Origin of the sequence: Chryseobacterium tagetis, from assembly GCF_016735585.2 — a bacterium.
GTDB classification, from domain to species: domain Bacteria; phylum Bacteroidota; class Bacteroidia; order Flavobacteriales; family Weeksellaceae; genus Chryseobacterium; species Chryseobacterium tagetis.
Genome location: NZ_JAERSE020000003.1, coordinates 142,240 through 160,091 on the forward strand (window position 1 = coordinate 142,240; position 17,852 = coordinate 160,091).

Genomic DNA, 17,852 nt, shown 5'->3' on the forward strand with positions numbered 1-17,852 from the left:
GAAAATCCATAAAACCTTTACACTTCTTATCATTCTTGATTTTTTGTTCCTCAAATATATAAATTAGATATTTCTTATAAAACTCAGTCTCTCATCTATTTTAAAGCATCTATATTGTTGTAAAAAGGCTTATTTTTGAGGCTTAATTAATCATGAAGAAAGTAAGTTCTCTACATTACTTTCACAACTCACATTAACAATGAAAAATATATTTTCACTTTTAGCATTCATGCTCTCGTTTACCGTAACGGCACAAACAGCTCCTTCTATTCAATGGCAGAAAACACTTGGAGGAAGCAATTGGGATCAAGGCTCTTCTGTATGGCAAACTACAGACGGAGGCTCCATTGTTGCAGGCTATTCTCCTTCAACAGATGGTAATGTAACAGGAAATCATGGGAACGGCGATTACTGGGTAGTGAAATTGGATAACAATGGAAATATTCAATGGCAAAAATCACTGGGAGGTAGTGATTATGATTATCCCTACGCTATACAGCAAACTAGAGACGGTGGGTATATCGTAGTTGGAGAATCAAAATCAAATGATGGAGATGTGACGGGACATCATGGGATAGATGCTTATAGTGATGCTTGGATTGTGAAGTTGGATGGTAGCGGTAATATTCAATGGCAAAAATCACTTGGAGGCAGTAATCCTGATGTAATTTATTCTGTTCATCAAACTTCAGATAGTGGTTATATTTTGGCGGGTTATTCATCATCAACTGATGGGGATGTAACGGGACACATGCCTTATAATTATGATGATTACTGGGTGGTAAAACTTAGTAGCTCCGGAACTATTCAATGGCAGAAATCGTTTGGAGGACTTAATTCTTCAGATGTAGCGTTTAGTGTTAAACAAACTGTAGATGGAGGATATATAGTTGCAGGAAATTCAGAATCTGATACGGGGGATGCGACTGTAAATTATGGTGAGTATGATTATTGGATATTAAAGCTTGATAATTCAGGGAATTTAGAATGGCAAAAATCTCTTGGTGGCAGTTATAATGATTTTGCCAATGCCATTCAACCTACTTCAGATGGTGGTTATATTGTTGCAGGGCGTTCTCAATCAAATGACCATGATGTAACATGGCATTATGGAAGTCCTATTAATTATGATGCCTGGATTGTAAAATTAAATGGAAGTGGAAACATTCAATGGCAAAAAACTCTTGGAGGGACTGGAGGAGAAGATGCGACTTCTATTCAACAGCTTGCAGATGGAGGGTTTATTTTTACCGGAGTTTCTTCCTCCTCTGACGGAGATGCAAGTGGAAATCTTGGAGGTTCAGGTAAATTTTGGATTGTAAGGTTAAATTCTAATGGAAATTTATTGTGGCAAAAAGCTGTTGGTGGAACTAATGGTGATGTTCCGAAATCAATAAGACAAACCAGTGATGGAGGTTTTGTCATAGCAGGATTTTCCTATTCTAATAGTGGAGATGTTACATTCCATTATGGTAATCTCACTTATCCTGATTTTTGGGTAGTAAAGCTAGGACCAGAAGTTTTGTCAACGAATGAAACGAAGTTGGAAAACTTTAGCATCTATCCAAATCCTGCAACAGATAGAATTTTTGTTTCTGGCTTATCATCCGATGAAAAATATGAAATTTATTCAGTGACAGGACAAAAAATAGCAAGTGGAAAAACTTCGCAATCTGCTGTAGATGTTAATGATTTGCAGAAAGGAGTTTACTTTATTCAGATTGGAGAAAAAAGGCAAAATTTCATCAAAAAATAAAGCCGAGATTAAAATAGTAAAGACAACTAAAAATAACCTGAAAATCAATCGCTAAATATGAAGAAAATCCTTTTTTTATACCTATTATGTTTTTCATTTCTCTTTTTTTATAGTAAAAATCCGGAGAAGCTTCAGAATGCAGGTAACCAATTTACTATTCCTACGAATATCGTAGTAAGTAATATAACCTTCAGTTCGGCACATATTTCTTGGGATGCAATACAAGGCTCGACACAATTTACCGTTAAAATAAGACCGCAGGGAGTAGTAACATGGATGCTTTTTCCTGTATCTAACATAAATGCATATGATGCTTTTTCCCTGTCTCCGTGTACTGTATATGAAGTACAGATAATGGAAAACCTTACAGGTGATACATCAGGATCTGTGTTTTTTACAGCAAAACCTGTGTATTGCCCATCTTCTTCGCTAAACAGTGGGGGAGGATGGTTGGTGACAGTTCATGTAGAGCCTACTCAGGGAGGCTTTCCGGGAATGATTAGCTATTCATCTATATCAAATTATTCTGATTATACAAATGATCCTCTTCGGAAGATTACTCTTCTTGCAGGATCTATGTATAATTTTTTCTATTATGAAAAAGGATATCTTAATTCCACACATAATTATTTAAAAGTCTGGATAGATTTTAACGGAAATGGAATCTTTGAACCACAGGAAAATGTGATGGCAGAAAATTCTCATTTGTGTTGCGGAACAATGATTTTTAGTGTTCCTAATTCTGTTGCCTCAGATATACAGTGTCCTGTCGTTTTAAGAGTGATTAATTCAGATAGTCCAATTAACGATCCCTGCGGACAGTTTGCAAGTGGGGAAGTAGAAGATTATGCGGTTTATTTCTCAAAGGCTGCTTTGGCAACTGATGAAAATACAAAAAGATCTGAAATTGCAGTTTTCCCAAATCCTGTTTCATATATTCTGAATATTTCAGGAATTACCTCCGATTCAGATTTTGAAATTTATAATGCAGCCGGACAAAAAGTAAGCGAAGGAAAAACTAAAAATAAAACAGTAAATGTAAATCATTTACTAAAAGGAGTTTATTTTATTCAGATAAAAGAAAAAGAAACCCCAGTGAAATTAAAATTCATCAAAAAATAAAAAAAGAGCGTCAATTAGGACGCTCTTTTTTTATTTAAATTAGTTCTTAATCATTTCTAAGCTTTGCTTTCACATGATTATTCTTAATAATATTTCTAAGCTCTGAAATCTGGTCCTTTGTGAAATCCTTCTTCGGAACCATATTCATGATATGGGCACTTTGATAAATTAAAAACCATTCCTTCTTTTCTTTAACACGATAAACCGTATTCCAGCCAAATTCCCCTTCAAAAGTTTCTCCTTTGTTCAGGACGATTTCATCAGTAAATGTATAAGAAATGGTCTCCTGAATTTTCTTATTGGAATAAAAAGCATTCTTCAATCGGAAATACGAACGGATAACAATAAAAACAAATACAACAAGAAACCACATCGAAGCCGATCCTAAAAGATCTCTTTCATCACTTTCCTCCATAAAATGCTTTATAACAAAAAATGCCAAAGCCAATAATGGGAAAATAAGAATCCTTGTCAGTGAATTTTTCACATTAAACATCAGAAAATCCTTAAAAGTAATATGAGTTTTTACCGTGATCATTTTTCATTAAATCCTTTCCAGTTCATCCGCATCAATCGTTGTCTTGAACGTTCCGTAGTTTACGATTACCTTGTTTCTGGAAATCTTTTCAATCGTTCCTACACTTGTACTTCCCGAAATACGGACACGTTGACCAATCTTCATCCAAAGAGCACGGTCAGTTTTGCGTTTCTCTTCCATTTTTTCATTGGTTTCGGTGATTTTTTCAATGACTTCTTCTTTCTTCAATTGTTGTGTAATTTTTCTCTTCACAACCTGAAGTCGTTTCGTTTCATCTTTATCTGCCCCGATTTTTCTGAACTTTTCCTGTTCCAGAATTTTCACAAAATCTTTCACCACATCCTTTCTGGATTTTCCTTTTACATAACTGTCGATAAAAGATTCTATTTTATTTCCGAACTGAAGTTTGCGGTGTTCCTCTTCATATAATTTCTGGAAATTAAATAACTTTTGTTGAAGCTGTTCATTCAGTTTTTGCAGATTGTCACGTTTGTCTTCTACAGATTCTTTTCTTTCGGCAAGATCGGTTTTCAGTTTTTCAACTTCATATTTTTCCTGTTGAAGCTTTACAATCGTTTTATCCAGATTTACAATATCATGTTCCACTTTTTTCTTCGCAGAATGAATAATGAACCTTGGGATTTTATTCTTTTCCGCAACTTCAAAAGTAAATGAACTTCCCGCTTGTCCCACTTCCAGTTTGTACATCGGTTCAAGAGTTTCTTCATTGAACAGCATTGCTGCATTCTGAGCATTGGGAAGCTGCTCTACCACCAGTTTGATGTTGGTGTAGTGCGTTGTAATAATTGCAAAGCTCTTTTTATCGTAGAAAAACTCAAGGAAACTTTCTGCCAAAGCACCACCCAATTCAGGATCAGAACCCGTACCAAATTCATCGATAAGTAATAAGGTTTCCGAATCTGCCTCACGAATAATCCCCGACATTTTTTTCAATCTTGATGAATAGGTGGAAAGGTGATTTTCAATAGACTGATTATCACCAATATCGGTCATAATCTTATCAAAGAAAAACATTTCAGATTTTGGATGGGTTGGAACTAAAATTCCGCTCTGGATCATTAATTGAAGTAATCCGACAGTTTTCAGCGTGATGGATTTTCCTCCTGCATTCGGTCCGGAAATACAGATAATCCTGTTGTGTTCCGTGAAAGAAAGAGTTTGAGGATGAATCGTTTTATTCTCTGCTTTATTTCTTAAAAACAATAAAGGATGAAAAGCATCTTTTAACCTTAACGTTTTATGACGGTTGATTTTCGGTAAAACTCCTTTGATGAGTTCAGCAAATTTCGCTTTAGCTCTTGTTAAATCAAGGTCAAAAATATACTTCTGATATCTCCAGAGTTGAGGTTGAAATTCGGCTAATTCAGCAGTAAGCTGTCTTAAAATCTTATCAATTTCCTTTTTCTCTTCCTCTTCGCTTTCTTTAAGTTTGAAGTAATGCTTCACCACGCTATCCGGTTGCATATAAGTAATAGAACCTGTTTTGGAAAGTCCTAATACTCTTCCTGCCACTCTTTTTTTGTAAGCAGATTTTACCGCTAAAACTCTTTGGTCATCAATAATGGTTTCGCGGATATCATCTAAAAATTCACTTTGGCCGTAATTGAATAATGCGCGGTTAAAGTTTTCTGTGATCGCTTTTCTGGCGTGCTGAATTTCTGTTCGCAAGCCTTTTAAAATGGGAGAAGCTTCACTTTTTACTTCACCAAAACGGTTAAAAACTTTATCAACTTTATCAATAATCTCTTTTCTGAATTCCAGGACCGAAACATCTCCTATCAATGTAGGGAAAGTTTCAGGCATGGTCGGGAAGAACTTCTGCAGTTTTCCGATTTGCTCCGTGATGGTTTTTATTTTGATGAAAGCGCTGTTTTCCAGACGGTAATTCTCGATCAGCATGAGCTTCAGCTCACTTTCAATATCTTCATACTCATCAAACGGAATGGCATTTGAACTTTCAAAACTCGACAAATATTCGGAAGTTTTTTTCAAAGAAAGTTCTGCCTCGTCAATTTCCATCGGACGAAGTTGAAGAATTTTTTCTCTCGTTTTCGGAGAATACGCAAAAGGAGAAATTTCCGCGAGCAATTGCGGAAACTCTAATTCGTTTAAATCTTCTTTATCTATATACACACTGCAAATTTAGTGAGAAAATGTGAATTTAATTTGAAAATGAGTTGGTTTGAATTTTATTTAACCACAAAAGTTTCAAAAATTTTAACACATAAGTTATTTGAAGTTAAATTTTTACTACAAAGAAGAACGTATTAGCTTTTGAAAATCTCGGATTTTCTTCTTATGTGATCTTTACTATTTTCAATATGATAATTTCTTAAATTTTCTAATGTGTTTATAAAAAACTATTTTATTTCATGGCTTAGTTTTTATTAAATTTGAGAGATGAAACTAGACACCGAAAGATTACAATTAAAAGAAATCAACGAAAGTCATGTTGATGACATTCTGAAAATCAGAAGCAATGAAGTCATCAATCAATTCGTGCAGAGAAATTCTCCGAAAAACAATTATGATGCGCTTCAGTTTATTTTAACCATAAAAGAACGAACTAAAGATAATCAATCTTTTTATTGGGGAATTTCGCTTAAAAATCAATCCAATCTGATCGGAACCATCTGCCTGTATAATTTTTCTGAAGACCGGACTGTCGCAGAAGTTGGCTACGAATTATTACCGGATTATCACAGACAGGGAATCATGTCAGAAGCGTTGGAGACTGTTTTAAATTTTGGTTTTAATGATTTGCATTTGCAGGAAATTGTCGCAATGACCAATAAGTTTAACGAAAATTCGAAAGGTCTTCTTTTAAAATATGATTTCGTATTGCAAGAAGGAGTAGAAGATGAAGGCTTTCCTGATAATTTAGTTTTTAGTCTGAAAAATGAAGACTTCATCTGTCATGTTGATGAAGGAAGAATCTAAATTTTTTATTCACTAAATTTGTCGTTTAATAGAGATTCTTCACTACGCTCTGCTTCGTTCAGAATGACAAGCAGAGGTATTTGAATTTTCAAATTAAATGATTCTCAAATTTTCAAATTGATTATATGACCTGGACAGAAATATTAGCACCTATAAAAAGTACTCCCTATTTTACCAATCTTTGGGAAAAAGTAAAACAGGAATACGCAACGACAAAAGTTTTTCCGCCAAAAAATCAGATTTTCAGAGCGTTGGAAATTACGCCTTTCGAAGATGTTGAGGTAGTGATTATCGGGCAGGATCCTTATCATAATGATTTTCAGGCGAATGGTTTATGTTTTTCTGTTTCTGAACAGGTGACTGCACCTCCGTCTCTTAAAAATATATTCATTGAATTAAAAGAAGATTTAGGAATTGTAAGAACTTCCAAAGAGCTTGACGACTGGGGAAAACAAGGCGTTTTATTGTTGAATGCAACTTTAACGGTTCGTGCACATACTCCGAATTCGCACAAAGATTTGGGTTGGGAAACATTTACAAATTATATTATCAAAGAAATTTCAGATAAGAAAGAAAATGTAGTTTTTGTATTGTGGGGCGCATTTGCACAAAAAAAAGCCGAACTCATCGATCCGGCTAAACATTTTATCTTAAAGTCTGCGCATCCGTCACCGTTTTCTGTGTACAGAGGGTTTTTCGGAAGCAAGCCTTTTTCAAAAATTAATGAATATCTTGTTTCAAAAGGGAAGAAACCTATTTCGTGGTAGGATTTTCTCCTGCTTTTTTGATGGTGATTCCTATTTTGTATTTTCCGTTTAAGACTTTTGTTCCTTCTGCTGCATTGGGATAGGGCTGAACATCCACTAAGGAAATAGTATACCCATTGAAGGTGGCAGATTGGTTATAGTTTTTAGCTTTATTATCTGCACTTGCGAGATTTAAAGTCATTGGTCGGGTGGTGGTTCCCATTACTTCAACCTGTGCTACTGCAACTCCGGCCCAAATACAGTTCACATCTTTCGGACAACGACTGTCTTCAGAAATCCCTTTGAAAGTAACATTCATTTGCTGTTCTTTCAGGAATTTGTTTCCACCTTCATTGAAGTAGATGATCTCTGTGTCTTTCTGGGTTACTTTTGTTATTCCGGTTTCGTCAACGTTCACTTTTGTTGAGGTTTTGGTTTCTTTTTGAGCATTACAGTTGATTAAAAACAATAATCCCAAGCTGAATATAAGGGTTTTATATAACATAATTTTCTTTATTAAATAATATTGAGCATATCTAACACTACCACCAAAAACATTGCCACACCTACCACAAAACTGAAACCTGTTCCGTAAATAAATCCAACGAAAGCTCCTTTTGTTGATTTTAGGGCTTTATTCATGTCTTTACTGTCGTGTAATAATTCTCCAATAAAAACTCCGACAAACATCCCGATTAGAAAACCTAGCGGAATAGGTAAAAACATCCCTATAATAGTTCCTACTACAGATCCGATGCTTCCCCAACGGGTTCCGCCATATTTTTTTGTTGTTTTTGCAGGGATTACATAGCTTAAAACTACAGAAACTGCTGTTAAGATTCCGAAAGCCCAGATATAAATCATGGGTAGGTCAGAATCTGTGCCGAATTTATAAATTAATAATCCGCAAATGCTCAGTAATAATCCGGGTAGAACGGGTAAAAAGGTTCCTAAAATTCCTATGATTAATAAAATCAGGCAGAGAATATTGATTAATGCTGTATCCATTTCTTTAATTGTCTATGCAAGATATAAAAAAGTGGCTTTGTTAAAAAGCCACTTCGCATGTTTACACTACGTTTATGATTGAGACTAAAGATTTAAGATCACATATTGTAAAATAACGCCTGCATTTCCAATGTTTCCTGAAGCATGATTATGGAAAGTCGTATAATAGATATATCCGCTTGTTGAAGATCCTGAGCAAGGTCCTACTGTTGCTCCCAATGCAACTAAATAAGGAACCAAAGCCTGAGGAACCGAAAGGCTGATCTGGATATTTCCCGGAAGCGTAATGCAAACCGTCACAAATGTTGTTGTTGGAGCATTTCCAATCGGTAGAGTTGTTGTACCTGTTGCTGTAAAATGGTTGGTTCTGATCATTAAAGCATCGTTTGTAGAGGTTTCTTTCACTAAAACCTCCCAGTAAGCCGGATCGTAATTGATTATTTTTTGCCAGGCCGTTAAGTCAAAATCAATATTAAGTGTATTGAATCCTAAAGCAGTCGTAAGTCCTGCATTATTTACTGTAGCGCCTACCATTCCAACTGTTCCGATGTTTTTAGAACAAAGTTTGGTGTCAGGTACAAATCCTCCGGCCAGCGAACAATTGTTGGTATTGGTTGTTCCGCCGACTAAGTAGGCAACATCCCAGTCTGAAGCGTAAATACTTCCTCCGTTGGCAACGAAAGTGGCCAGATTGGTATCAATTGTTGCAAAAAGCGCTGGGTTTGAAGAGTAGTTATTTCTTGAACCGCAGTTTAGAAAAATAATATCATATTGTGCAATTGTGGCCAGATTGGCAAGATCGTTATTGGTTATTTCGGTAGCTGTGTAACCTAAGGTCTGTATAATATCTTCAATCTTGTCATAAGTACCTTTTACGTAAGCAATTTTTGCCACCTGATTCAGCTTGGTTTGGCTTACATCAAGATTTAAAGTTTCATTATTTTTTACGGTTGCAGAAATTTCCGTACGGAAGTTACTTCCATTTCCGGTCTGTATGTAAATAGTGTGGTTTCCAACAGGGGCATCCAATGTGAATTTTCCATCTGAGTCCGATGTCGTGTAGTAGATTTTATACTTCTCATCAAATGTAAAAACTGAGGCCCCTCCAATAGGCTTGGTTCCGTTTTGTGATAGTACTGTTCCTGAAAGTTTTCCGGTCTGGATAACCGTGGAAGGATTTTCATCAAGAGTGGTCATTGATTCATCTCCTTTACAATTAATTAAAAGTGTGAATACACACAACAGAATAAATAAGTAGTGTTTTCTCATATGTCTTTGATTTTGATTTGTTTAGTTTTACTCAAATGTAAATAATTAATTAATACAAAACTGTTAAATGTGTAAATATTTTTTCAATAATTAATTTATATTGTTTATTTTTAGTTAAATTTTTATTTGTTTATCGTTGTTGTAGTGAATTTGATATTTTTCAATCATTTAAATTAAATGTTGAAGAATAATCAATTTTGGGATGAAAATTGATAGAAAAATTGTAATAAAACTCAGTCTTAATTTTCCTAAATTTGCTGTGATGAATGATCAACTACAAGAAACAAGAAACTTTATACAGGATCTCAGCGATCAGCTTTATATTTATATAAGCAAGATCTCGCCTGCCGGTTTTGACTGGATCGTTCATATGATTGTGAAACTGGCATTACTTATTGCTCTGTTTTTACTGGTAGACTTTATATTAAAGCCTGTTATTAATTTTATCTTCCGTTTTTTTCAGAATGAAAAAAAATATCCGGTCATTAAATCCATTTATGAGTCGAGAGTCAGTAACTCTGTAGCTCATTTTATTGCTCTGGGTGTAGTTGCAAGTCTGCAGGCATTTATATTTCCTCCGAAAGCAATCCCATTGACTAATACATTTATCAGCCGGTCAATTAACTTAGGGGTTGTTTTGATTTTTGCGGGAATGTTGTATCGAAGTTTGACAGCTTTTAGAAATTATTTTAGCATCAAACAGGATTTTTACAAGATCATGGCGCTGAATGCTATTTCGGAAACAATGAAGATTCTCGGGATTTTTATTTTCTCAATTGTCGGGATCTGTGTTATTTTTGGGATCAAAGGAACGACTATTGTAGGAAGCTTAGGAGCAATTACAGCCGTTTTGGTGTTGGTTTTCAGAGATACTATTTTAGGCTTTGTAACAGGTATTCACGTGGCAACTTCTAAAAACATGAAAGTCGGCGACTGGATCGGAATTCCTAAATATAATCTGGAAGGAACAATAGAAGATATCACTCTGCTTACGACCAGAATTCAGAGTTTTGATAAAACAGTTTCTACAATTCCTACGTACGATTTGATGAGTACGGAGGTGAAAAACCTTCAGGTGATGTCTGAAAGCAATACCCGAAGAATTAAAAAATCTATTATTTTCAATATTAAATCATTTAAGTTTTTAGATGATGAAATGTTTAATAAGTTGCTGGAAATTAATTTGCTGAAAGACTATCTTTTACGAAAAAAAGATGAGTTGGATGAGCAGAGAAGCAGCATGACCCATTCAGACAAAATAATTAATGGGAAACAGCTTACCAATATTGGAACTTTTAGAAAATATGCTTACGAATATCTAAGAAACAATAAAAATATCGACCAGTCGGAAACAGTCTTGGTAAGACAAATGGAAATCACATCACAAGGATTGCCTTTGGAAATCTACTGTTTTACCAACGATTCAAAATGGGAACATTTTGAGCAGATTCAGTCAGATATTTTTGATCATCTGTTAGTCGCTTCTAAGGAATTTGATCTGGAAGTGATGCAGGTTAATATTAAAATTTAAAAATTTAAAAATTTAAAAATGACAAAACTAAGTGTCAATATCAATAAAATTGCGACATTGAGAAATGCAAGAGGAGGCGAAACGCCAAGTGTGACAGAAGCAGCTGTGAAAATTCAGGAATTCGGCGGACAGGGAATCACGATTCACCCAAGACCGGACGAAAGACACATTACCAGAAAAGATGTTTATGATCTGAAACCTTTGGTAATTACTGAATTCAATATTGAAGGAAATCCTCATCGTCCGTTTATCGATATGGTTTTAGAAGTAAAGCCGGAGCAGGTGACTTTGGTTCCGGATGCGGATGATGCGATTACTTCAAATGCAGGTTGGGATACTGTAAAACATTTAAGTTTTCTTACCGAAATCATTGCTGAATTTAAAAATGCAGGAATCCGTACTTCTATTTTCTTAGATCCAAATCCAGAGTTGGTAGAATATGCGGCTAAAACCGGTGCGGACAGAATTGAATTATATACGGAAGCTTACGCAAAAAACTATCCGCTAAATAAAGAATTGGCTATTAAACCTTATTATGAAACAGCTGTGGTTGCTGCTGATTATGGATTGGGTTTAAATGCAGGTCATGATTTAAGCCTAGACAATTTAAAATATTTTGCAGACAATATCCCGAATTTGTTAGAAGTTTCCATTGGTCATGCTTTGGTCTCTGAAGCACTATATATGGGATTGGAAAATACGGTTCAGGCGTATTTGAAAAGATTGGCTAAATGGTAAAAAGGCTGGAAGCCGAAAGTCCGAAGATGGAAGTTTAAAACGGCATACATTAAACCTCCGACTTCCATCATCCAACCTCCAACCTAAAAATTGATACTTATGGAAATTTTAAATTCAAAAATATTTGGCGAAAACCTTTCGTCTACACCACTTTTAGTATTTCACGGGTTATTTGGAATGCTTGATAACTGGGGGAGCTTCGGGAAAGATCTGGGAGAGTTTATACCGGTTCATCTTCTTGACTTGAGAAATCACGGAAGAAGTTTTCATTCTGAAAATATGTCTCATGATGATTTAGCGGATGATATTGCTAACTATATGAATCATTATGGAATGGAGAAAGCTTTTGTTCTGGGGCATTCTTTAGGTGGAAAAGCGGTGATGCAGTTTGCGATAAAATACCCTGAAAAAGTGGAAAAACTTATTGTGGTTGATATTTCTCCGAAAGCATACCCTCCACATCATCAGGGAATTATTAAAGCCTTAGAAACCGTTGATTTCAATACAGTGGGTTCAAGAAATGATGTAGAAGCAGTTTTAAGCCAGTATATTCCTGAAAGATCTACCATTCAGTTTCTTACAAAAAACCTGTATTGGGATGAAAATAAAAAATTAAACTGGAGATTCAACCTTAAAACACTTTCGGAAAAGTATAATGAATTTGTCTCCAATGCTATAAAATATGGAGTGTTTGACGGTGAAGCTCTTTTTATTGCGGGTGAAAAATCAAATTATATTCTTCCACAGGATCATTTTGCGATAAAACAGCAGTTTCCTAAAGCTCAGTTTGTCACCGTTAAAAATGCGGCGCATTGGGTTCAGGCAGATAATCCTGTCGACTTTATGACGGTGGTTAAAGACTTTTTGCAAATTAATTAATCTCACTGTAAAAGAATTAATCTTTGTTAAAGTTTTCTTAAAAACCTATTTTATTCTTTAATGTGGGAAAAAAGATGTAAATTAGTTTTGTTGAAAATTTAAAAATAATCTTTTATTGTAATTGAAAATAAACAAAATATTGATTTTATTTAGCAAAAATACATTAGCAGTGTCGGAGATTATGAAAATTTATAAGTAGGACATATTAACAAATTATATTTTATAGGGAACTTAGTGATAAGTTTCCTTTTTTTTGTGTTTAATATCTGAAATTTCTTTACATCTGCATATTGAAAAGTGCTTTCCAATATGGGGTAGTATTTTCATAAATATGACTAATTATTCTTATTATATGTTTTAAAAATCGCAAATTTGCAACAGGTAATTTTTTATCAATTCTTTTATTGAAAATGAAGACTTACCAATTGAAAATATTATCATAATTTAGCCAGCAATCAAGTAAAAATAACCGATGGTTTTTGTAACGGGTGCAACCGGAATTTTAGGCAGGATAATTGTTTTGGAACTTCTTAAAAAGGGAAAAAATGTACGCGCTGCTAAAAGGCCGACAAGCAATTTAAATGAAGTACAACATTCGTATACTTATTATACGGAAAACCCCGATGATTTCTTTAATAAAATTGAATGGGTAAATGTAGATTTTGATGACATCCATTCGCTTCAGAATGCTTTGAGAGAGGTGGAGGAAGTATATCATTGCGCCGCAAAAGTGAGTTTTCATCCCAAAGATGAAAAAGAAATGTATCATACAAATGTAAAAGGTACAGAAAATCTGTTATATGCTTGTGACAGTTCTGGTGTGAAAAAATTTCTCCATGTAAGTTCAATTGCTGTGCTGGATACCTTTAATGAAAAAGGAGAACTGGACGAAGCATCCGATTTTAATCCTAAAGAAGAACATTCTGCTTACGCCATTTCCAAACATCTTTCTGAAATGGAAATATGGAGAGCCTCTGCAGAAGGATTGAATACCATTATCATAAATCCCGGAATGATCGTAGGAAGCGGGAACTGGGGAAACAGCAGTGGAGATATTTTTCCGACTTTTGAAAAAAACGGTTTTACATTTTCCGGAGGAACGAGCTATGTAGATGTAAGAGATGTGGCTAAAATTGCCATTGAACTGATGGAAAAAAATGCTTTCGGAGAGCGGTTTATTCTGATCTCTGAAAATAAAAGATATGCTGAATTAGGACATCAGATCCGATCAACATTAGGATTGAAAAATGCTAAAATCCTTTCAAAATTTCAATTGAACATCGGCAGATTAGCCAATATTCTTTTCGGATGGTTGATTCCGTCATTGAGGATTATTACTAAATCTAATATTGAGGCTATATCAGCATTGAATGTGATTTCAAACCAGAAAATCACAAAAAAACTTGATTATCAGTTTATCCCGTTAACGGAAAGTATTGATTTTCATTTGAAGAATTATATTAACGACAAAAAGCAGAAGAAATAAATGAATCTTGCAGAAGCAATTATCCATAAAAATGTAGAGAAACACGCTATAAAAGCTGCTATTGGTTTCAAGAAGAAAGAAGCCGCCTGGAAAGAATTAAGCTGGAAAAAATTTAGTGAGATTATCTATAAAACGGCGAATGCACTGAAAGAAGCGGGAGTTCAGGAAAATGATAAAGTCGCGATCTATTCTGATAATTCTTCCGAATGGATGATTTTTGATCTTGCTGCGATGTCAATAGGCGCGATTACCGTTCCTATTTATTCTACGAATAATGCAGAACAGGCAGAATATATCATCAAAGATTCTGATTCTAAAGTTATTTTAGTAGGTAATCAGGCTCAGTATGATGCTTGTCTGGAACTTTTACAAAAAGAAGATAACCAGCTTCAGACCATTATTGTCTCTAAAAAAGCAGTTTGGATCAAAAAAGAACTCAACAGTTTTTATCTTGAAGATTTTATTGCTAAATCACCTTTAAAACTTGAAATCTGTAAAAAAGAAGATGGAGATGTTGCAACTCTAATCTATACTTCTGGAACAACAGGAACTCCGAAAGGGGTAATGTTAACACACGGAAATTTCATTAATGCTTTCGATGCTCATTTTGAGTTTTTTAAATTTAAAAACTTTGAAGAAGAGCTTTCATTAGCATTTTTACCATTAAGTCACGTTTTCGAAAGAAGCTGGAGTTTATTGTGTTTATACGGAGGAGCTCGAGTATATTTCCTCGAAGATCCGAAAAATATTGCGAAAGCACTGGAAGAGGTAAAGCCAACCATGATGTGCGCTGTACCGAGATTTTTCCAGAAAATTTATGCGGGGGTACTCGAAAAAGCAGAAGAAGGTTCATCATTAAAGAAAAAAATCTTTAACTGGGCAAGAGAAATAGGGTGGCAAACTGCAGAATTAAAAAGAAACGAAAAGGAAATCCCTTTCGGATTAAAAATAAAAGAAACTGTTGCTGAAATGCTTGTTTTCAGTAAAATTAAAGAGAGAATGGGAGGAAGACTTTGGTTTTTACCTTGTGGTGGTGCATCTTTATCACCGGAAGTTACCAAGTTTTTCGAATCTGTAGGAATTCATGTGACGGTAGGGTATGGATTGACGGAAACTACGGCAACACTAACTTTATTCCCTTTAACTCATTTTGAACACGGAACAAGCGGAAAAGCTTTACCGGGAGTAGAAATCCGTATTGGTCAGGATGATGAGATCCAGGCCAAAGGAAACGGGATCATGAAAGGCTATTATAACAAACCTGAAGAAACTCAAAAAGTATTTACAGAAGACGGATGGTTTAAAACGGGTGATGCAGGTAAAATTGATGAGAAAGGAAATCTTACGATTACAGACCGATTGAAAGATCTTATGAAGACTTCCAACGGGAAATATATTGCTCCGCAACAGATTGAAAACTTGTTGACGAATAATAATTTCATTCAGCAAATTGTTTTAATTGCAGAAGCAAGACAGTTTGTGTCTGCATTAATTGTTCCTAATTTTGAATTTTTACAGGATTTTATAAAGAAAAACAATATTCCGTTTACGAACTGGACAGAGGTTGTGAAGAATGAAAAAGTAGTTCATTTTTATAAAGAAAAAATACAAGAATTACAATCTCATTTATCAGACTTTGAGAAGGTGAAAAAATTCACTTTAATGCCTGCTGAATTTGAAATTAACTCCGGAGAAATCACTCCTACATTGAAAATAAAAAGAAATGTAGTGCTGAAAAAATACGCGGATGTGATTGAAAAAATGTATTAAACTATAATTCTGCAAATTTATGATTGAAATTGAATTTGAAGAACCGGTGAATGATATCTGTGATTGTTGTGGAAACACAATGGTAAGACTTACACGTTTTGTTTATGAAGATGATTATGCCTTTGCTATTTATTACATCCGTTTTACTAAAGATCACGACGATAAAGATGTTTTGGGTCTAATTTCTTTAGGAGAATGGGGAACAAACGAAATTCCTGAAAGTAGAACCTCATTTTTGTTTAGATTATGGTTTGATAAAGGGAATTATGGTGTAAGTATTTTGGATGGTGAAGAATCTCCTTGGAATACTCGTATTTTAGGAAAAATTTTACAAAGAGAAGAAGCTATAAATCATCCTTGGATAAAAGATGTATTTCATATCACAGATCATATTGTAAAAGATGATCAGGAAGTAATAAGATATCTTAATAACTAAAATAAAAATATAGTTTATTATTTAAACTCAATTATGGTAACGACACAGGAATTTTTAGGAAAAAAAGATTTTATAATAAATAATCAGACGGTTTCGGAAAGCTGTCCGTCAAATATTGCCCTGATCAAATACTGGGGAAAATATGACAATCAGATTCCGGCGAACCCAAGTATCAGTTATACCTTAAATCATTGTAAAACGAATACAACCGTTGAGTTTTTAGCGGATGAGCCGTTTTCTGTACAGACTTTTTTATCAGGAAATGAAGAAATTAAGTTTGCTGAAAAAATAGAAAAATATTTTAACAATATAGAGCAATATCTTCCTTGGATTTTACAGGGGAAATATATCATTAGAACAGAAAATACCTTTCCTCACAGTTCAGGAATTGCAAGTTCAGCTTCCGGATTTGGAGCAATTGCAAAATGTCTGATGCAGCTGGATGAATTTTTTTCAGGAAAAGATTCTGAGGAAGAATCATTAAGAAAAGCATCATTTTTGGCAAGATTGGGAAGTGGAAGTGCATGCAGAAGTTTGTACAATGGATTGGTGGTTTGGGGAGAATCTCAGGTAAAAGGAAGTTCAGATTTATTCGCGGTACAATATCCGAATGATGAAATTCACGATGTTTTCAAAAATTTTAATGACTGGGTTTTACTGATCCATGAAGGACAGAAAAGTGTTTCGTCTACGGTGGGACATGGTTTGATGAATACCAATCCTTATGCGGAAAGAAGATTTCTGGAAGCGAGAGAAAATTTCGAGCCTATGAAAGAAATCCTGAGAAACGGAGATATGCATGGCTTTATCAAACTGGTAGAACATGAAGCATTAACACTTCACGCGATGATGATGATGAGTGATCCCGCATTTATTCTCATGAAGACAGGGACGTTGGAAGTGATAAACAAAGTTTGGGATTTCAGAAGAATTACCGGCTTACCGTTGTTTTTTACACTTGATGCTGGTGCGAATGTACATTTGCTTTTCCCGAATGATCTGGAACAAAACAAAATTGAAGACTTTATCAATCAGGAGCTTCTACCATTTACTCAGAAAAATGGAGTGGTGAAAGATGTGATGAGGTTTTAGATTTTAATGAATTTAAATATAAAATAAAGCGGGCTTTTTAGTCCGTTTTTTTATTTAATGCTAATTTAGATTCCAACGGAATGACAAGTTTGCGTTATATTAGATGTGATAATGGTATTTGTCATTCCGTAGGAATCTAAGCCTTTTTACAATTTTAAAACATAACACAGATGATAGAATTTTCAGAGGGAATTTATAATTACTATGTTTATATTCTCACAAACAAAAGAAAAACTGTTTTGTATACAGGTGTGACCGGAAATTTGCATCAACGTTTATATCAACATTCAATAAGGCAAAATTCAAGTAGTTTTACTGCAAGGTATAATGTCGAATTTTTAATTTATTATGAGAAATTTGGTTGGGTTCAGCAGGCAATTGAAAGAGAAAAAGAGATTAAAAATTTTTCAAGAAATAAAAAGTTAGAATTAATAAGATCCGTAAATCCTAATTTAGATTTTTAGAATTACTTATTTGAAGATATACTGTAAAAAAGATAACTTAGATTCCTACGGAATGA

The 17,852-nt window shown here is 34.5% G+C and carries 17 protein-coding genes; 12 read left to right on the forward strand and 5 right to left on the reverse strand.

The genetic code is table 11. From position 1 onward, the window contains the following. Nucleotides 1-199 precede the first annotated feature (199 nt). On the forward strand, nt 200-1,756 hold the full coding sequence (locus JI747_RS10630) for a T9SS type A sorting domain-containing protein (protein ID WP_225688494.1): 1,557 nt from the start codon (nt 200-202) through the stop codon (nt 1,754-1,756). Nucleotides 1,757-1,813: 57 nt separating this feature from the next. Then, nucleotides 1,814-2,878: a GEVED domain-containing protein gene (locus tag JI747_RS10635; protein ID WP_225688496.1), complete on the forward strand. Its 1,065-nt coding sequence runs from the start codon at nt 1,814-1,816 to the stop codon at nt 2,876-2,878. Nucleotides 2,879-2,924: 46 nt separating this feature from the next. Here the strand turns inward: JI747_RS10635 and JI747_RS10640 are convergent, their stop codons facing one another. Together JI747_RS10640 and JI747_RS10645 are read right to left on the reverse strand one after the other, a co-directional pair. Then, entirely contained in the window at nt 2,925-3,416 is a 492-nt protein-coding gene (locus JI747_RS10640) for a YcxB family protein (protein ID WP_225688498.1), read from the reverse strand. A gap of 6 nt (nt 3,417-3,422) precedes the next feature. Next, nucleotides 3,423-5,570: an endonuclease MutS2 gene (locus JI747_RS10645; protein ID WP_225688500.1), complete on the reverse strand. Its 2,148-nt coding sequence runs from the start codon at nt 5,568-5,570 to the stop codon at nt 3,423-3,425. Between the two features lie 267 nt (nt 5,571-5,837). Here JI747_RS10645 and JI747_RS10650 point away from each other — a divergent pair, with 267 nt between their 5' ends. Both JI747_RS10650 and JI747_RS10655 read left to right on the forward strand, forming a co-directional pair. Then, a complete protein-coding gene (locus tag JI747_RS10650) occupies nt 5,838-6,377 on the forward strand; it encodes a GNAT family N-acetyltransferase (protein ID WP_225688501.1) in 540 nt (179 codons plus the stop codon). A 125-nt stretch (nt 6,378-6,502) separates the two neighbouring features. After that, entirely contained in the window at nt 6,503-7,144 is a 642-nt protein-coding gene (locus tag JI747_RS10655; protein WP_225688503.1) for a uracil-DNA glycosylase, read from the forward strand. Here the strand turns inward: JI747_RS10655 and JI747_RS10660 are convergent. The 3 genes from JI747_RS10660 to JI747_RS10670 all read right to left on the reverse strand — a co-directional run bounded on the left by JI747_RS10660 (nt 7,131) and on the right by JI747_RS10670 (nt 9,400). Further along, nucleotides 7,131-7,628, reverse strand: a complete 498-nt coding sequence (locus JI747_RS10660; protein WP_225688505.1) for a hypothetical protein — start codon at nt 7,626-7,628, stop codon at nt 7,131-7,133. The genes JI747_RS10655 and JI747_RS10660 overlap by 14 nt on opposite strands. 11 nt (nt 7,629-7,639) lie before the next feature. Next, nucleotides 7,640-8,131, reverse strand: a complete 492-nt coding sequence (locus tag JI747_RS10665) for a DUF456 domain-containing protein (protein WP_225688507.1) — start codon at nt 8,129-8,131, stop codon at nt 7,640-7,642. 84 nt (nt 8,132-8,215) lie between these two features. Then, nucleotides 8,216-9,400 carry a carboxypeptidase-like regulatory domain-containing protein gene (locus tag JI747_RS10670; RefSeq protein WP_225688508.1) on the reverse strand — a complete coding sequence of 395 codons (1,185 nt, stop codon included), beginning with the start codon at nt 9,398-9,400 and terminating at the stop codon, nt 8,216-8,218. Nucleotides 9,401-9,662: 262 nt separating this feature from the next. Here JI747_RS10670 and JI747_RS10675 point away from each other — a divergent pair, with 262 nt between their 5' ends. The 8 genes from JI747_RS10675 (at nt 9,663) to JI747_RS10710 (ending at nt 17,796) form a co-directional block, all read left to right on the forward strand. Continuing rightward, nucleotides 9,663-10,931: a mechanosensitive ion channel family protein gene (locus tag JI747_RS10675; RefSeq protein WP_225688509.1), complete on the forward strand. Its 1,269-nt coding sequence runs from the start codon at nt 9,663-9,665 to the stop codon at nt 10,929-10,931. An 18-nt stretch (nt 10,932-10,949) separates the two neighbouring features. Then, nucleotides 10,950-11,669 (forward strand): pyridoxine 5'-phosphate synthase, encoded by a 720-nt coding sequence (locus JI747_RS10680; protein ID WP_225688510.1) that lies wholly within the window; start codon nt 10,950-10,952, stop codon nt 11,667-11,669. A gap of 99 nt (nt 11,670-11,768) precedes the next feature. Next, nucleotides 11,769-12,548, forward strand: a complete 780-nt coding sequence (locus JI747_RS10685) for an alpha/beta fold hydrolase (protein ID WP_225688511.1) — start codon at nt 11,769-11,771, stop codon at nt 12,546-12,548. Between the two features lie 472 nt (nt 12,549-13,020). After that, a complete protein-coding gene (locus JI747_RS10690; protein ID WP_225688512.1) occupies nt 13,021-14,034 on the forward strand; it encodes an NAD-dependent epimerase/dehydratase family protein in 1,014 nt (337 codons plus the stop codon). Beyond that, nucleotides 14,035-15,804, forward strand: a complete 1,770-nt coding sequence (locus JI747_RS10695; RefSeq protein WP_225688513.1) for an AMP-dependent synthetase/ligase — start codon at nt 14,035-14,037, stop codon at nt 15,802-15,804. It abuts the gene before it with no gap. A gap of 19 nt (nt 15,805-15,823) precedes the next feature. Then, complete coding sequence (locus JI747_RS10700) at nt 15,824-16,240, forward strand: hypothetical protein (RefSeq protein WP_225688514.1); 417 nt, start codon at nt 15,824-15,826, stop codon at nt 16,238-16,240. A gap of 33 nt (nt 16,241-16,273) precedes the next feature. Continuing rightward, nucleotides 16,274-17,332 (forward strand): diphosphomevalonate/mevalonate 3,5-bisphosphate decarboxylase family protein, encoded by a 1,059-nt coding sequence (locus JI747_RS10705; RefSeq protein ID WP_225688516.1) that lies wholly within the window; start codon nt 16,274-16,276, stop codon nt 17,330-17,332. A 170-nt stretch (nt 17,333-17,502) separates the two neighbouring features. Beyond that, nucleotides 17,503-17,796, forward strand: coding sequence for a GIY-YIG nuclease family protein (locus tag JI747_RS10710; protein ID WP_225688518.1), 294 nt, complete (start codon nt 17,503-17,505; stop codon nt 17,794-17,796). Nucleotides 17,797-17,852 lie beyond the last annotated feature (56 nt).

Coding starts and splice junctions, on each gene's coding strand:
- JI747_RS10685 (WP_225688511.1), top strand. CDS start 11,769: ATGGAAATTTTAAATTCAAAAATATTTGGCGAAAACCTTTCGTCTACA.
- JI747_RS10675 (WP_225688509.1), top strand. CDS start 9,663: ATGAATGATCAACTACAAGAAACAAGAAACTTTATACAGGATCTCAGC.
- JI747_RS10690 (WP_225688512.1), top strand. CDS start 13,021: ATGGTTTTTGTAACGGGTGCAACCGGAATTTTAGGCAGGATAATTGTT.
- JI747_RS10655 (WP_225688503.1), top strand. CDS start 6,503: ATGACCTGGACAGAAATATTAGCACCTATAAAAAGTACTCCCTATTTT.
- JI747_RS10630 (WP_225688494.1), top strand. CDS start 200: ATGAAAAATATATTTTCACTTTTAGCATTCATGCTCTCGTTTACCGTA.
- JI747_RS10680 (WP_225688510.1), top strand. CDS start 10,950: ATGACAAAACTAAGTGTCAATATCAATAAAATTGCGACATTGAGAAAT.
- JI747_RS10665 (WP_225688507.1), bottom strand. CDS start 8,131: ATGGATACAGCATTAATCAATATTCTCTGCCTGATTTTATTAATCATA.
- JI747_RS10705 (WP_225688516.1), top strand. CDS start 16,274: ATGGTAACGACACAGGAATTTTTAGGAAAAAAAGATTTTATAATAAAT.
- JI747_RS10640 (WP_225688498.1), bottom strand. CDS start 3,416: ATGATCACGGTAAAAACTCATATTACTTTTAAGGATTTTCTGATGTTT.
- JI747_RS10670 (WP_225688508.1), bottom strand. CDS start 9,400: ATGAGAAAACACTACTTATTTATTCTGTTGTGTGTATTCACACTTTTA.
- JI747_RS10635 (WP_225688496.1), top strand. CDS start 1,814: ATGAAGAAAATCCTTTTTTTATACCTATTATGTTTTTCATTTCTCTTT.
- JI747_RS10660 (WP_225688505.1), bottom strand. CDS start 7,628: ATGTTATATAAAACCCTTATATTCAGCTTGGGATTATTGTTTTTAATC.
- JI747_RS10650 (WP_225688501.1), top strand. CDS start 5,838: ATGAAACTAGACACCGAAAGATTACAATTAAAAGAAATCAACGAAAGT.
- JI747_RS10710 (WP_225688518.1), top strand. CDS start 17,503: ATGATAGAATTTTCAGAGGGAATTTATAATTACTATGTTTATATTCTC.
- JI747_RS10695 (WP_225688513.1), top strand. CDS start 14,035: ATGAATCTTGCAGAAGCAATTATCCATAAAAATGTAGAGAAACACGCT.
- JI747_RS10700 (WP_225688514.1), top strand. CDS start 15,824: ATGATTGAAATTGAATTTGAAGAACCGGTGAATGATATCTGTGATTGT.